Origin of the sequence: Escherichia sp. WS1118, from assembly GCF_046487695.1 — a bacterium.
GTDB classification, from domain to species: domain Bacteria; phylum Pseudomonadota; class Gammaproteobacteria; order Enterobacterales; family Enterobacteriaceae; genus Escherichia; species Escherichia coli.
The window spans coordinates 97,614-111,828 of sequence record NZ_JBJQIZ010000006.1 but is presented as its reverse complement, the minus strand read 5'-3'; the positions used below and the strand labels follow the sequence as shown (position 1 = coordinate 111,828).

General features: G+C 47.1%; 14 protein-coding genes. 10 read left to right on the top strand and 4 right to left on the bottom strand.

The annotated features are described in order from the left end of the window. Positions 1-6 precede the first annotated feature (6 nt). Positions 7-2,727: an SIR2 family protein gene (locus ACJHYO_RS12505; protein WP_410232477.1), complete on the top strand. Its 2,721-nt coding sequence runs from the start codon at positions 7-9 to the stop codon at positions 2,725-2,727. Positions 2,728-2,928: 201 nt separating this feature from the next. Here the strand turns inward: ACJHYO_RS12505 and ACJHYO_RS12500 are convergent, their stop codons facing one another. The 3 genes from ACJHYO_RS12500 to ACJHYO_RS12490 are packed head-to-tail and all read right to left on the bottom strand — an operon-like array spanning position 2,929 to position 4,492. After that, a complete protein-coding gene (locus ACJHYO_RS12500) occupies positions 2,929-3,492 on the bottom strand; it encodes a phage polarity suppression protein (RefSeq protein WP_000058233.1) in 564 nt (187 codons plus the stop codon). Between the two features lie 23 nt (positions 3,493-3,515). After that, entirely contained in the window at positions 3,516-3,761 is a 246-nt protein-coding gene (locus ACJHYO_RS12495) for an ogr/Delta-like zinc finger family protein (protein ID WP_000984201.1), read from the bottom strand. Beyond that, a complete protein-coding gene (locus ACJHYO_RS12490) occupies positions 3,758-4,492 on the bottom strand; it encodes a hypothetical protein (protein WP_001283022.1) in 735 nt (244 codons plus the stop codon). Before ACJHYO_RS12490 ends, ACJHYO_RS12495 begins: the two co-directional genes overlap by 4 nt. Before the next feature lie 552 nt (positions 4,493-5,044). Here ACJHYO_RS12490 and ACJHYO_RS12485 point away from each other — a divergent pair. The 9 genes from ACJHYO_RS12485 (at position 5,045) to ACJHYO_RS12445 (ending at position 13,174) form a co-directional block, all read left to right on the top strand. Next, complete coding sequence (locus tag ACJHYO_RS12485) at positions 5,045-5,311, top strand: helix-turn-helix transcriptional regulator (RefSeq protein WP_001149160.1); 267 nt, start codon at positions 5,045-5,047, stop codon at positions 5,309-5,311. Continuing rightward, on the top strand, positions 5,308-5,898 hold the full coding sequence (locus ACJHYO_RS12480; protein WP_000980222.1) for a host cell division inhibitor Icd-like protein: 591 nt from the start codon (positions 5,308-5,310) through the stop codon (positions 5,896-5,898). The genes ACJHYO_RS12485 and ACJHYO_RS12480 overlap by 4 nt, the downstream gene beginning before the upstream one ends. Beyond that, positions 5,891-6,178: a hypothetical protein gene (locus ACJHYO_RS12475; protein WP_001244665.1), complete on the top strand. Its 288-nt coding sequence runs from the start codon at positions 5,891-5,893 to the stop codon at positions 6,176-6,178. The genes ACJHYO_RS12480 and ACJHYO_RS12475 overlap by 8 nt, the downstream gene beginning before the upstream one ends. After that, a complete protein-coding gene (locus tag ACJHYO_RS12470) occupies positions 6,171-6,626 on the top strand; it encodes a hypothetical protein (RefSeq protein ID WP_000459327.1) in 456 nt (151 codons plus the stop codon). The genes ACJHYO_RS12475 and ACJHYO_RS12470 overlap by 8 nt, the downstream gene beginning before the upstream one ends. A 135-nt stretch (positions 6,627-6,761) precedes the next feature. After that, positions 6,762-7,082 (top strand): DUF5375 domain-containing protein, encoded by a 321-nt coding sequence (locus ACJHYO_RS12465; RefSeq protein WP_000856729.1) that lies wholly within the window; start codon positions 6,762-6,764, stop codon positions 7,080-7,082. A 14-nt stretch (positions 7,083-7,096) separates the two neighbouring features. Next, on the top strand, positions 7,097-9,430 hold the full coding sequence (locus tag ACJHYO_RS12460) for a primase-helicase zinc-binding domain-containing protein (protein WP_000783687.1): 2,334 nt from the start codon (positions 7,097-7,099) through the stop codon (positions 9,428-9,430). A 549-nt stretch (positions 9,431-9,979) separates the two neighbouring features. Beyond that, entirely contained in the window at positions 9,980-11,017 is a 1,038-nt protein-coding gene (locus ACJHYO_RS12455) for a virulence RhuM family protein (protein ID WP_001280585.1), read from the top strand. Positions 11,018-11,586: 569 nt separating this feature from the next. After that, a complete protein-coding gene (locus ACJHYO_RS12450; protein WP_000509811.1) occupies positions 11,587-12,084 on the top strand; it encodes a hypothetical protein in 498 nt (165 codons plus the stop codon). 166 nt (positions 12,085-12,250) lie between these two features. Next, a complete protein-coding gene (locus ACJHYO_RS12445) occupies positions 12,251-13,174 on the top strand; it encodes a carboxylate/amino acid/amine transporter (protein ID WP_000535950.1) in 924 nt (307 codons plus the stop codon). Between the two features lie 3 nt (positions 13,175-13,177). On the opposite strand, the gene nlpA is transcribed toward ACJHYO_RS12445, so the two are convergent. Continuing rightward, positions 13,178-13,996, bottom strand: coding sequence for a lipoprotein NlpA (nlpA, locus tag ACJHYO_RS12440; protein ID WP_000779409.1), 819 nt, complete (start codon positions 13,994-13,996; stop codon positions 13,178-13,180). Positions 13,997-14,215 lie beyond the last annotated feature (219 nt).

Sequence of the window (14,215 nt, the reverse complement as noted above, 5' to 3'; positions counted from 1 at the left end):
TATACAATGGATTTGCTAAACAAACATATAGCTAGTATTTTAAGAGCAAAAGATGAGGAGTCTTTAGCTATTTTTGTAGGGGCTGGTGTTTCAAAATCCTCTGAAACAAAAACTATCAAAATGCCTTCATGGGGGGACTTAATTGACACTCTCATTTCAGATCTCAATATCAAAGATGAATCAGATTATTTAAAAATAGCACAGCTTTATTACCTCACATTTGGTGAGCATCTTTACTACAAAAGAATCAAAGATTTCTTTCCTGAAAATGTTCCCCATTCAAAGATTCACGATCTAATATTTAAACTGAATCCTCACTCTGTTATCACAACGAATTGGGACACTTTGCTTGAAGCAGCTATAAATGCCAAATCTTACTTTTATAATATAATAAGCAGTGACAAAGATTTGATGAAATCTTACCTTGGCAAAAAATTGATAAAAATGCATGGTGATTTTAAAAATCACAACATCGTCTTTAAAGAAGATGATTACTTAAATTATAGCTTCAATTTTCCCTTAATTGAAAATTATGTTAAAAGTGTTATTTCCACCCATACTGTGCTATTTTTGGGGTATTCATATAATGATATAGATCTAAAGCAAATAATTAAATGGACTCAGAATCATTCATCTGTTAGACCCCCTATGTATTTAGTAGTATTCGAAGATATTCCTGCTCAAAGAAAATATCTTGAAAGTCATGGTATAACCACTATTATTTTAACCGATGAAACAATCAAACCTTTCAATAACAATTCATATTCAAACAAGTTATATACTTTCCTGCATAGCCTAAATAGCCTAGAACTATGTGCAGACTTAGATGATATCGAAATAATTAATGCTATTTATTCAAGAGTGAGATCTCTTCAATCGTTAAATGCAATACTTGCTGAACAAGTTACCAGATGTTTCACTAATTGCGGTTTAATGTATATTGATGACAATGGACCAAAAGCTTTATTGCAATTTTATGACACCGAAGTAACCTCTAATGATAATAATATAGAGCTAAGAGGATTTTATAAGAAGTTTTTGAGTATACTCAGTAATGATAAAAAAGTTAAAGACTATAAGCCGCATCTCCAAAAATTATTTTTTATATTAAAAAAAGCAAGTATATATGGTATTGTTTTAAACGATAAACATGATGAAGTGCTACTGATTACTGAAGTGCTACCAAATGATTCATTAATTAAAATAGATAAGGAAATTAATTTCAACTATAACGAAATAGTTACCTATACACGCCCCCATAAGGTTGCAAATAGTATAGACAAGACTAAGAAATATAATTGCTTCCAGTTAAATAAATACGATGAGGCTTACAGTATTATAGAGGAGGAATTATCAGAAGAGATCAGACGAAAGGACTATGCAAATATTCTCATATCGCTTTTCAATCAAAATATTATTTTGAATAGATTGAAGTATGATTTTTCAATTAATAGAGAAAGATACTCAACTCTTGAGGAGAATAAAATTCATGAATTATATGATAACTTACCGAGAAATATAAAAAAAACCGTCTCCGTAATCTATGATTTAGTAACCTTTAATTATTTATTAAATCTTCACTACACCGTTAGCTCATTATTAACAAAGTATAGCGATATAAGAAAAAGAAATACAAAGTTATTAGTTGACGGGGATCTTCATAAAACGGAATTTCTTTTCGAAAACCTTATAATTTTTGTTGTAAAAAATGGATGTTTAATTGATGTTTATAAAGAATTCAAGGATGTGATTCGCAAATTCATTGAAATAAAAATAATCAAGGATTCTGATAAAGACGAGATTTCTCTAACAAGATTAGAATTATATTCATGCATTAAATACATTGATAATAAAACCCTATCTCTTATACTAAGGAAAGAAGATAAAAAACTATTATCGCTGTCTGTTCAACCCAAAGAATTAGATTGGTTAATAAATACTGTACTGCAAAACCTAGCGAAGTCATATAGCAAGTTCGCTACGTTTCTCAACCCTATAGAAGGAAAGTTAATCAACGCATTAAAACTACTATCTTTAATGAAAATAACCACAGAGCAAGACGCGGTAGTATTAAAAACATTAAACGACACTTTAAAGTCCTCATACCACAACCTAGCATTCTATGATGCTATTTCCGAATATGTCGTTATAAGGTACAACACCCACAGTGAAACTTTATCCACTGACAGCATAAAAACTTTAATATACACGATTCTCGATAAGTTAATAAGTAGAAACCTTGGTAGGTATGAGGTGATAGCTATAGTCAATAGAGGCCTTGCTAATATTTTTTCAGTAGCCAAAAAACTGGGCGTTAATATAGAAGACGACAGCAAGGTCGATAAATTACTTCATGAAATTAGTTCTTATCCGAATACAGATAAAGCAAGAGCTGCTGAAACAATACTATATGATCTGTACAGAATATCAACAGAAAAGAATAGAGATAAAATAAAATCATTTATCAAAAATATTTCCACAACTGATTTCAATGAAGAAAGAAAGATTAAATTTGAATTATTTTTATTAGCATCAGAGATTTCAGACAGCTATGACAATCTTCCTGAGAAAGTATCCAAGCTTGTTGAAAACTATAAAGGATTTAGATTTAACTCAGAAGCAGAGACAATCAGAGGTTTATTACGCTATATAGTCAACACACGGAAATTAAGTGATTTCTCACAAGCACTTTTGAAGATTGAAGAGATAATAAATAATTACAAATAATTTCGTTCCTAGCGCGCAGTGCTTTCCCCGCCTCGCCCGCCCGCTTTGCGGGGCGGTTTTAATGCAGTTGCACTGACACGCTCAGACCGCGCCGGGAATGGCGCGGTCTGCAGAAAATGAGGCAGGAAAACGCATGCAAAGCCATGCACCTTATCGATGCATGGCTTTTTTCAGTAAAAACGGGCGGATTTTCGGGGAATTTTACACAGACTGACGTGATGCCAGTTGCGCACTTTTACGCGAAAAAATCATGTTCTGCGCAGGGGTGAATTTTTCACGGTTGTCATCCACCGAAGCCGCGTCAGGCCTGAATCCGATGGTCGTTAAAATGTCGCTATCCTGCGCGGAATAATTAATTTTTTCCCCCTTCGCAAGCCAGGACAGAAGGGCTTCACGCAGGGCATCTGTGGCACGCTGTATGGCACAGTTTCGGGCAATGGCCGTCAGCTCACTGTAGCCCATCAGCTCCGGTGCCAGTGCGGCCGCCAGTGCTGTGCCGTGCTGCTGCATAAAATCATTCAGCCGCTCGCGGATGCTGATGTGCTGAACGGCTTCATGCGAACGAATATAACGACCGGCGGCCTGATTCACCTGCCATTTTCTGACTTCGATAATATTGCGTAATTCGTCCAGGCGGCTGACGTTTCTGCCTTCCCCGGACAGAAGCCGCAGATATTCCTGTTCGGCTGCAGCCAGCTCATTTTTGCGTTGCAGCCATGCCGCTTTGTTATTCTGGCAGACCTCAAAAGCCTGCTGTAATGACATTGTGGTCACACCCCGTCTCCTGATTAATGGTTGAATGGTGAGCTGTAACAGCCTTTAACTTTTCGGACAACAGCCGGTGCTGTGCTTGCCGGTGCTGGTTTTTCCTCCGTGACCGGAGAACGAATCACGGCACAAATTGACTCATGCGTTTTAAATGTCGCCGAACAGTAAATATTCTGGCACTGCAGATAACTTTCTTTGACATTGTCACTCACATACCGGCTGGTGCGGGTATGCGCTGAATGACGACAGAAAGGGCAGCGCATCATGACAGCAGCCCTCTGGCCTTAAGCTCTGCTCCCTGCTGGTCTATTTTGTCCTGCCACACCTTGCGCTGTGCCGGTGTGCCTGCCACCTCATAATCCATGTGCGGGAGTGTTGCCGCTGACAGTCCTGCCAGCCGGAGAACCGGCTCACCGCTGAGGCTGATTTGCATCTGTTTAATTTTCTGTTCCAGCGATGATTTCACCTGCTGCATGACAGCTTTATCGGGTGCGACGTAGCCCTGATGGCCGGTGGTGTTGGCGAGCGGATTTTCCTGTACCAGGATACTCAGATGCATTGCCCGGACAAGCGCCTCACAGGTTTCATTCAGGGCGTGTTCCAGCTCATTCTCTGCATACAGACTCAGAAGGTGATGATGTGCCTTCCGGTAGGCGGTGGCCGTGCTGTCACACGCCCCTTTCAGGCGTTCACGTTCAAAATTCAGCACCACGGCCAGATTGTCATATTCCTGTACCAGCTCCCGGCGTGCCACGCGCTCAATGTGGCGCTGTTTCAGCTCATCGCTCAGGACACCACCGGCTGCACGAAAGGCCGTGCGCCAGTCGTCAGCGTCGTTTCCGTCGGCCTGCGCCAGCGCATTTTTTTCCTGCTCTGCCCGTTCAATGGCCGTGACGGTCTCATCCATCAGGCGGGCGTTCTCAAGGTGGGCGGCTCTGGCCTTTTCCAGTTGTGCCAGTGCGGGTTGCAGATATTCAGGGATGGTGTTGTCAGACATTTTCCGGCTCCTCGTCACTTCAGGTTAAGAAAATTGTGACGTACACCGGACAACAACACGACGCATTGCAGATGTGCCAGTCCTGACACAGGAGACTCATCCTCAGACCGGCAAGCCAGGAAAAGGTCGCAGGAAAAACCGGCTTACTGTTTGTTTTTTTATATTTTACTGTTCACCTCTGTTCACCATAAGAAAAAAGATAAGTAATACAGTAAGTTAAAGGGTGAACAATCGCAGTAATGACTGTTCACCGTCTGTTCACCACTGTTCACCCGCTCATGGACTTTTTGTGCTGTTTACTACTGTTTGTTTTTATTAATTCGCTGTGAATGAATAAGAAGAAACGATTTGTATTTCACTATAAAAATTACGAATTGCTTTAAGTGGCTTTAAATGACTTTAAGTGGGAATGAACAAAAAACACACAAGCATTGTAAGGCTGCCGGAACAAATCCCCCCTGTTGCGTCTGCCAAAAATATTCACAAAATAAAGCGCTACCCGAAGCCGGACGGACTTATCCGGTGCTGTATGGACATTAACGAGGTAGCCCGATGCAAGCTGTTTTTTCTTCCCCGTCTCCCGCCCCTGTGACGCCACTGATGCCGCTGCCGGACATCACGCAGGAGCGTTTTTTACGTCTGCCGGAAGTGATGCACCTGTGCGGCCTGTCACGCTCGACCATCTATGAACTCATCCGTAAGGGGGAATTTCCGCCGCAGGTGAGTCTTGGCGGTAAAAATGTGGCCTGGCTGCACTCTGAAGTCACCGCATGGATGGCCGGACGCATTGCCGGACGCAAACGGGGGTACGACGCATGATGATGCCCGCTCTGCAAAAACTCCCTTTTTCTGGCTTGCCTTTTTCCGGCATTTGCGGATATAGTTTTTCCGCTGCCGCAAAATCGGCAGCCGGGCGTGAGAACCCGAGTATGTTATCGGCGACATATGACGCGCCATGCGTCTTTTTTTGTGTCGCAATCAACGCCACAGAGCACCAGATTATGGTGTGGCGTGTGGTTTGCCGTGCAGGTATGATCCTGTTCGCAATCGCATGTTATGCCACTGAGTCAATGGTAGCTCAGGCGGGGCAGCCTCCGGGCTGGCCGGTTTCCGATAACGCCGGTATTCTCACCCCCGTCTGGGCTATCGCCATCGAGCGTGAGAACTCCGGCGATAGCGTCATTTACGCTGTTATCGGAGGTTGCCTTATGGCTACGACCCTTACCCCCTCACACCCTGAATTTGTCTTTGTGTTTGCGGCTGTCCGTCGCGCAGACCGTCATCCCCGTATCTGTATGCTTCGCACCGTCGCCGGTGATGAACGCAGCGCCCGCCGTTCCCTTGTCCGTGACTATGTGCTCTCCCTTGCTGCCCGTCTGCCGGTGGTGGAGGTGTCCCGTGCGTAATAAAAAAGCCCCTCAGACCGTCTCAGCGCGTCATGACGCCCGTGAACACCTCAGCATTGAGGCTTACCATAAGCTCAACCGCGCCAGCGCCGTATCCCAGTTTGTTGGGGGTGATTTGATTCACCGTGAACTCTCCGGCCTGCATCAGCTCTACATTCCGCATATTTTCAGCTACCTGAATGAAGATATTGATTTTGTGCTGAATGAGCTGAAAGCCAAAGGCCTGTGCCGCGATTTTCTCGCCCAGCAGAAAGACCGGGGAGACAGGACGCATGTTTGATTTTCCCCAGCCCGGTGAGATTTACCGTTCTGCCGGTTTTTCCGATGTGGCCGTGGTCGGCATTCTGGAAGACGGTATTCCGTGGGAAATGCCGTACCGCTGCCCGGACATTGTCTGGAATCCGTACCGCCGTAAATTCAGTATCCTTGTGCGTATCCTCGCCGACGGGCGCACCACAGACATCCCGCTGGGGCGTTTTCTGCGGGAATTTACCTGTGACCGTCCTGACCTGTTTAAACGCAGCCCCGTAAACCGGCATGCGGTACTGAAAGAAATGGCCGGAGACCCGGAATTACAGAAATGGCGGGAGAAATATCTGGATATTTACCCGCAGGATCCTGTTCCGGTCAGCCGGGCGGCACCGGTGGCGCGGGAATGGCGGGAAATTCCCCGCACGGAGCCTGACCCGGAAACCACCCCGGATAACAGTTACCGCAATTATCTGTAATTAAAAAACGACACCCGAAAAATTAAATGTGCGTATTCGCGCAGGGATACGCATGTCTTCAGGAGACGCAGATATGCCTTATCAGTTAATGCAACCGGCACGGAATGCAGTCATCTGTCACAGGGAGGAAAGCAAATGAAAACACCCTTACCGCCCGTCTTACGCGCTGCCCTTTACCGTCGCGCTGTCGCCTGTGCCTGGCTGACCGTGTGCGAACGTCAGCACCGCTACCCGCATCTCACCCTTGAGTCACTGGAGGCGGCCATCGCCGCTGAGCTGGAAGGCTTTTATCTGCGCCAGCACGGTGAGGAAAAAGGGCGTCAGATAGCCTGTGCCCTGCTGGAAGATTTAATGGAATCCGGCCCCCTGAAGGCCGCGCCGTCGCTGTCCTTTCTCGGGCTGGTTGTGATGGATGAACTCTGTGCCCGTCACATAAAAGCGCCGGTACTGCACTGAAGGAGAACAACACCATGAAAATGAACGTAACCGCCACCGTCAGCCATGCGCTCGGCCACTGGCCGCGTATCCTCCCGGCGCTGGGGATTCAGGTGCTGAAAAACCGTCATCAGCCCTGTCCGGTCTGTGGCGGGAGTGACCGCTTCCGTTTTGATGACAGGGAGGGGCGCGGCACCTGGTACTGCAATCAGTGTGGTGCCGGTGACGGCCTGAAACTGGTTGAAAAGGTGTTTGGTGTCTCCCCGTCCGACGCGGCCACAAAGGTGGCTGCCGTGACCGGCAGCCTGCCCCCGGCTGACCCGGCAGTGACGGCCGCCGCCGGTGCTGAAACAGACGCTGCCCGGAAGAACGCCGCCGCACTGGCACAAACCCTGATGGCGAAAACCCGTACCGGAACCGGTAACGCCTACCTGACCCGCAAGGGCTTTCCCGGCCGGGAATGCCGGATGCTGACCGGCACACACAGAGCCGGTGGCGTGAGCTGGCGTGCCGGTGACCTTGTGGTGCCACTGTATGACGACAGCGGCGAACTGGTTAACCTTCAGTTAATCAGTGCTGACGGCCGTAAGCGCACCCTGAAAGGCGGACAGGTCAGGGGCACCTGTCACACCCTTGAAGGACAGAATCAGGCCGGAAAACGTCTGTGGATAGCGGAGGGATACGCGACCGCACTTACCGTGCATCACCTGACCGGTGAAACGGTGATGGTGGCGCTTTCTTCCGTGAACCTCCTTTCTCTGGCCAGCCTTGCCCGGCAGAAGCATCCGGCCTGTCAGATTGTCCTTGCCGCAGACCGTGACCTCAGCGGTGACGGCCAGAAAAAAGCCGCCGCAGCCGCAGATGCGTGTGAGGGCGTTGTTGCCCTGCCGCCGGTCTTCGGTGACTGGAATGATGCCTTCACGCAGTACGGCGGGGAAGCCACCCGTAAGGCCATTTACGATGCCATCCGGCCACCGGCTGAAAGCCCGTTCGACACCATGAGCGAAGCAGAGTTTTCCGCCATGAGTACCAGCGAAAAGGCCATGCGTATCTATGAGCATTACGGTGAGGCGCTCGCGGTCGATGCCAACGGCCAGCTTCTGTCCCGCTATGAAAATGGTGTCTGGAAGGTGCTGCCGCCACAGGACTTTGCCCGGGATGTGGCCGGGCTGTTTCAGCGTCTGCGCGCGCCGTTCTCCTCCGGGAAGGTGGCCTCCGTGGTGGACACCCTGAAGCTGATTATTCCACAGCAGGAAGCCCCCTCCCGCCGCCTGATTGGCTTTCGTAACGGCGTGCTCGACACGCAGAACGGCACGTTCCACCCGCACAGTCCGTCACACTGGATGCGCACCCTGTGCGATGTGGATTTCACCCCGCCGGTGGACGGTGAAACGCTGGAAACCCACGCTCCCGCGTTCTGGCGCTGGCTTGACCGTGCTGCCGGTGGTCGTGCGGAAAAACGCGACGTAATTCTGGCCGCACTGTTTATGGTGCTGGCAAACCGCTACGACTGGCAGCTCTTTCTGGAGGTGACCGGTCCCGGCGGCAGCGGCAAAAGTATCATGGCCGAAATAGCCACCCTGCTGGCCGGGGAGGATAACGCCACGTCGGCCACCATTGAGACGCTGGAATCCCCGCGTGAACGTGCCGCGTTAACTGGCTTCTCACTGATACGCCTGCCGGACCAGGAAAAATGGAGCGGCGACGGTGCCGGACTCAAGGCCATCACCGGCGGCGATGCGGTGTCCGTGGACCCGAAATACCGGGATGCGTACTCCACGCATATCCCGGCGGTGATTCTGGCCGTGAACAATAACCCGATGCGCTTCACCGACCGCAGCGGCGGCGTGTCACGCCGGCGGGTGATTATTCACTTCCCGGAACAGATAGCCCCGCAGGAGCGCGACCCGCAGCTTAAGGACAAAATCACCCGCGAGCTGGCGGTCATCGTGCGTCACCTGATGCAGAAGTTCAGCGACCCGATGCTCGCCCGGTCACTGCTTCAGTCCCAGCAGAACTCAGACGAGGCACTGAACATCAAACGGGATGCCGACCCGACGTTTGATTTTATCGGCTATCTGGAAACCCTGCCGCAGACCAGCGGCATGTATATGGGGAACGCCAGTATCATCCCGCGTAATTACCGTAAATACCTCTATCACGCCTATCTGGCCTACATGGAGGCAAACGGCTACCGGAATGTACTCAGTCTGAAAATGTTCGGGCTGGGGCTGCCGGTGATGCTGAAGGAATACGGACTGAATTACGAGAAGCGCCATACCAAACAGGGGATACAGACCAACCTGACGCTGAAAGAGGAAAGCTACGGCGACTGGCTGCCAAAATGTGACGACCCTGCGACAGCCTGACCCACCTGACCGGCATCTGCCGGTCTTTTTTTATCCCTGAATTCCCCGAAGGTGAACAATCCACTGTTCACCCTTCACCGTATATTCACCCGTTATCACACTGAAATTTAAAGAGAAAAATGAAAGGTGAACAGTGTGAACAATCAAATCAAAAAAAAACTTTTTTCTCCCTGTGTGATTTCAGTTCGGGGGATTAATCACCGGTATGAGTCACACCGGCAGAATGCCGGAGGTGAAGAATCGAATGTTCACCCTTCACCCATTATTCACCACCTATCACTCTGAAATAAAAGGAGAAAACAGAAAGGTGAACAGTGTGAACAGTTCTTTCGAAAAAAAATTTTTTTCCTGAGTTAACATGCGTGAAGATACGTGTAAAAATTAATCGATAGATATTATATGTATAAGGATGTGTATAAATGAATTATAATAGAAAAATATAAACGATTTGAATCAAATGGTTATATGGCAATTTTGACTCCTGTGATCTTCCGCCAAAATGCCTCTCCTGAACTCTCCCGACGTCAACAACACTCCTTCGGAGGCGACATGTCAGACAAAGACTTAACCCAGCCCCCAGCAGGCGAGTTTATTATGTTTGCCAGCGGTGACGGAAGAGTGCGTGTTGAATGTCGCTTTGAGTCAGACACAATCTGGTTATCCCAGGCGGCAATGGCTGAACTGTACGATAAAGATGTTCGCACTATTAACGAACATTTAATCAATATATTTTCCGAAGGTGAACTTGTTCAAAACTCAACCATCCGGAAATTCCGGATAGTTCGCCAGGAAGGAAAACGTCAGGTTTCCAGAGAGATAGACCATTACAACCTCGAAGCCATTCTCGCTGTCGGCTATCGCGTTCGCTCGCCTCGAGGCACGCAATTCCGCCAGTGGGCCACCCAGACGCTTCAGGAATACCTGATCAAAGGTTTTGTGATGGACGATGAGCGGCTGAAGAATCCGCCTGTCGGTTCATCGGTTGTGCCCGACTATTTTGATGAGATGCTTGAACGCATCCGCGATATTCGCGCCAGCGAGCGTCGGGTATATTTGCGGGTGCGGGAGATCTTTGCTTTAGCTGCCGACTATCAGCCATCGCTTAAAGAAACCACGCAATTTTTTCAAACCATCCAGAATAAACTGCATTTTGCCTGTACCGGGCATACCGCTGCGGAACTCATCCACAAACGAGCAGATGCCAACCAGCCGCACATGGGCTTGACCAGTTATAAAGGTGAAGAGGTACGTAAGGGCGACGTGACGGTGGCAAAAAATTATCTCACCCAGGATGAGGTCAGCGAACTTAATCGCGTGGTTAATATGTGGCTGGACTTTGCCGAGGATCAGGCCCGTCGTCGTCAGCAAGTCTTTTTGCGCGACTGGCAGGATAAGCTGGATCAGTTCCTGCAATTTAACGACCGAGAGGTTCTACAGGGCGCTGGTAAAATCAGCAAGAAAATGGCCGATGAAAAAGCGCAGGCGGAGTATGTTCAGTTTGCCGAACAACAACGGCGCTTAAAAGAAGCCGAAGGCGAGAAGGATATCGCTGGTTTGCTACAGTGGAATAAAGAGTCGAAAAAGTAGCCCGGAATCCCCCCAAACGCCATACGCAAAACCATTTGGTGGTACTTATGGGGTGACTCATTTATCAAATTCAAAATATAAACATTAAATCAATAAATTAACCATCAAATGCGACTCCTGTGATCGCCAAAATGCCTCTTCAGTGATCCCCATCCTGCTTATTTCTGAGCAACCTGACCCTGCTGATGTATCTGGTAGTATGACAGAGTGATTCGTTTTTCTTGCCGAGTGTACGAAAACGTCTTCCTTGCCACCGACTATCAACCGTCACTCAAAAAAACCTCTCTTTTTTTCAAGCTATCAAGAATAAGTTGCATTTTATCTGCACCGGACACCAGCCATCCATATATGGCTTTTACCTGCTACAAAGATGAAGAAGTGCATAAATGTGATGTTAAAACAATCAAAGAAAAATTACATGCGCAATAATTTCACTATAACATTATAATCAATGGTGAAAATAACACTGCACAAGGATTGTCATCATCAAACTCATCGGAACTATTTTTTCTGTCGTCATTGGTGTAATACTGATTGTAAGTATCCTTTCAGGAGATTATTTTTGCCGTGTGGGGCATGGAACTTGTAAAGCAGCCAAAAGCGCTAGGCATTTAATTGAAAGTAAAGAGAAAAACAGAAGTAGTCGCGTCAAAGTCTTTAGCACGCATATTAATTTGAGTCATCCAGCGGCATCCTGGCTAGCAACTCAAACTTGCGCTACCAATATATTCAATCTGTTTCAAAACAATAATGCCATTTATTTATTCGAAAACGATAATAAAATTGAACTGCGAATGGGGCATGATTCTTTTTTCTCTATTGAAACGATTGATAAAATTAACAAAGAAAACATCAAAGAAATAAAACTAAAAAATGAGACAACATATATTTATCTTCCTAATCCAACCATTTTAATAACCACGACATCAACACCTGAACGACAGTTTTCTATTTCTGTTCTGAATGATGACAACAAAGAAAATATACCTACCGATACCGCACCTTGTTTTACAATTGGTATTCCTGATGAATATACTAAAGCCATAGAGTTATTGAACATTAAATAATTAAATTTCATAGTGAGTTTTTTTAAATACCATATGAATAATTGTTATATGTCATTATTTCCTCCATTCACTAAAACTGATTGATTACTCTACTCCCTCACCGTCATCGGTAGTGGTATCCTTAACGTATATTGATGAAAAGACAAAACAGTATGCAGAGGGAAAAATGGGTTCCACCAGAAAGGGGATGCTGAACGTTCTGATTGCCGCCGTGTTGTGGGGAAGTTCAGGGGTCTGCGCGCAATACATCATGGAGCAAAGCCAGATGTCGTCGCAGTTTTTGACTATGACGCGTTTGATATTCGCCGGTTTGATTCTGCTGACGCTATCATTTGTTCATGGTGATAAAATCTTTTCTATTATTAACAATCACAAAGATGCCATTAGCCTACTGATTTTTTCCGTGGTTGGCGCGCTAACCGTACAGCTCACTTTTTTGCTAACCATCGAAAAATCGAACGCAGCCACGGCAACGGTGCTGCAATTCCTCTCACCGACTATTATCGTCGCCTGGTTCTCACTGGTGCGTAAATCCCGCCCGGGCATTCTGGTTTTCTGCGCTATTTTGACATCGCTGATCGGGACTTTTTTATTGGTGACACACGGTAATCCGACGTCATTATCGATCTCTCCTGCCGCGTTATTCTGGGGGATTGCCTCGGCATTTGCTGCTGCATTCTATACCACCTATCCCTCAACGCTGATTGCCCGCTATGGCACGTTACCGGTCGTCGGCTGGAGTATGCTGATTGGCGGTCTGATCCTGCTGCCCTTTTATGCCAGACAAGGGACAAACTTTGTCGTTAACGGCAGTTTGATTCTGGCGTTTTTTTATTTGGTGGTCATTGGTACGTCCCTGACATTTAGTCTGTACCTGAAAGGAGCACAATTAATTGGTGGTCCAAAAGCCAGCATTTTAAGCTGTGCAGAACCATTAAGTAGCGCGCTGCTCTCTTTGTTGTTGCTGGGGATCACCTTCACATTGCCGGACTGGCTGGGAACGCTGCTGATTCTGTCATCGGTGATTTTGATTTCAATGGATTCCCGCCGCCGCGCCAGAAAAATAAATCGTCCGGCGCGGCATGAGTGAGAATTACCAGCCAGGCACCGCGCCTCCGTTAAAGATGGTTTCTGCCGCTTTAGCGACTTCGGGTGATTGATAAGATTGCAGAAATTCCTTCACGTTTTCTGCATTCTTATTATCTTCCCGTGCCACCAGAATATTCACATACGGCGAATTTTTATCTTCAATAAATACGCTGTCGTTAACCGGAGAAAGTCCTGTTTGCTGGATGTAAGTGGTGCTGATAATCGCTACATCCACTTTCGGGTCGTCCAGTACACGTGGCAACTGTGCCCCTTCCAGCTCCATTATCTGCAAATGGCGTGGATTATCGGTTATATCCAACGCGGTAGGTAATAACCCTTTTCCCTCTTTCAGAGTAATTAGCTTCTCTTTTTGCAGCAGTAAAAGCGCGCGACCAAGGTTAGTCGGGTCGTTGGGGATCGCCACTGTCGCGCCTTCTTTTATTTGCGCCACGGTTTTGATTTTTTTGGAATAACCCGCCATGGGGAAGACAAACGTATTTCCCACCGCTACCAGTTTATAACCATGCGCCTGATTATCTTGTTCAAGAAAGGGTCGATGCTGGAAGACGTTCGCATCAAGCTCGCCATGATTTGTCGCATCGTTCGGTAGCAACGAACCGCTAAATCCTACCAGTTCAACATCGAGGCCATATTTCTCTTTTGCTACCTTTTTAGCGACTTCCGCGACATCTTGTTCTGCGCCATTAATAACGCCAACTTTAATATGCTTTTCATCGCTGCTGCTCTGGTCGCAACCTGCCAGCAGAACTCCTGCCAGTAATAATGCGGCCCCCGCCCGTAGATGATGTGTTGTCAGTTTCATTTTTTTATCCTTTTATTAATGATTACCTGACTATAGCGGTAAGGTCGCTGCAGTTTAAAAAACGAAACGCTATCGATAAGAATAAAAAGGAATAAAAGTGGAATATAAAGTCTGGCACTTCTTACTGACCACGCAAACACCTTTCGTACAGCATGATGAGAGCGGCAAAAGCAAACTACACTTATGCTTCATTCGATGCACATTTGCAGAAGGTTGCCG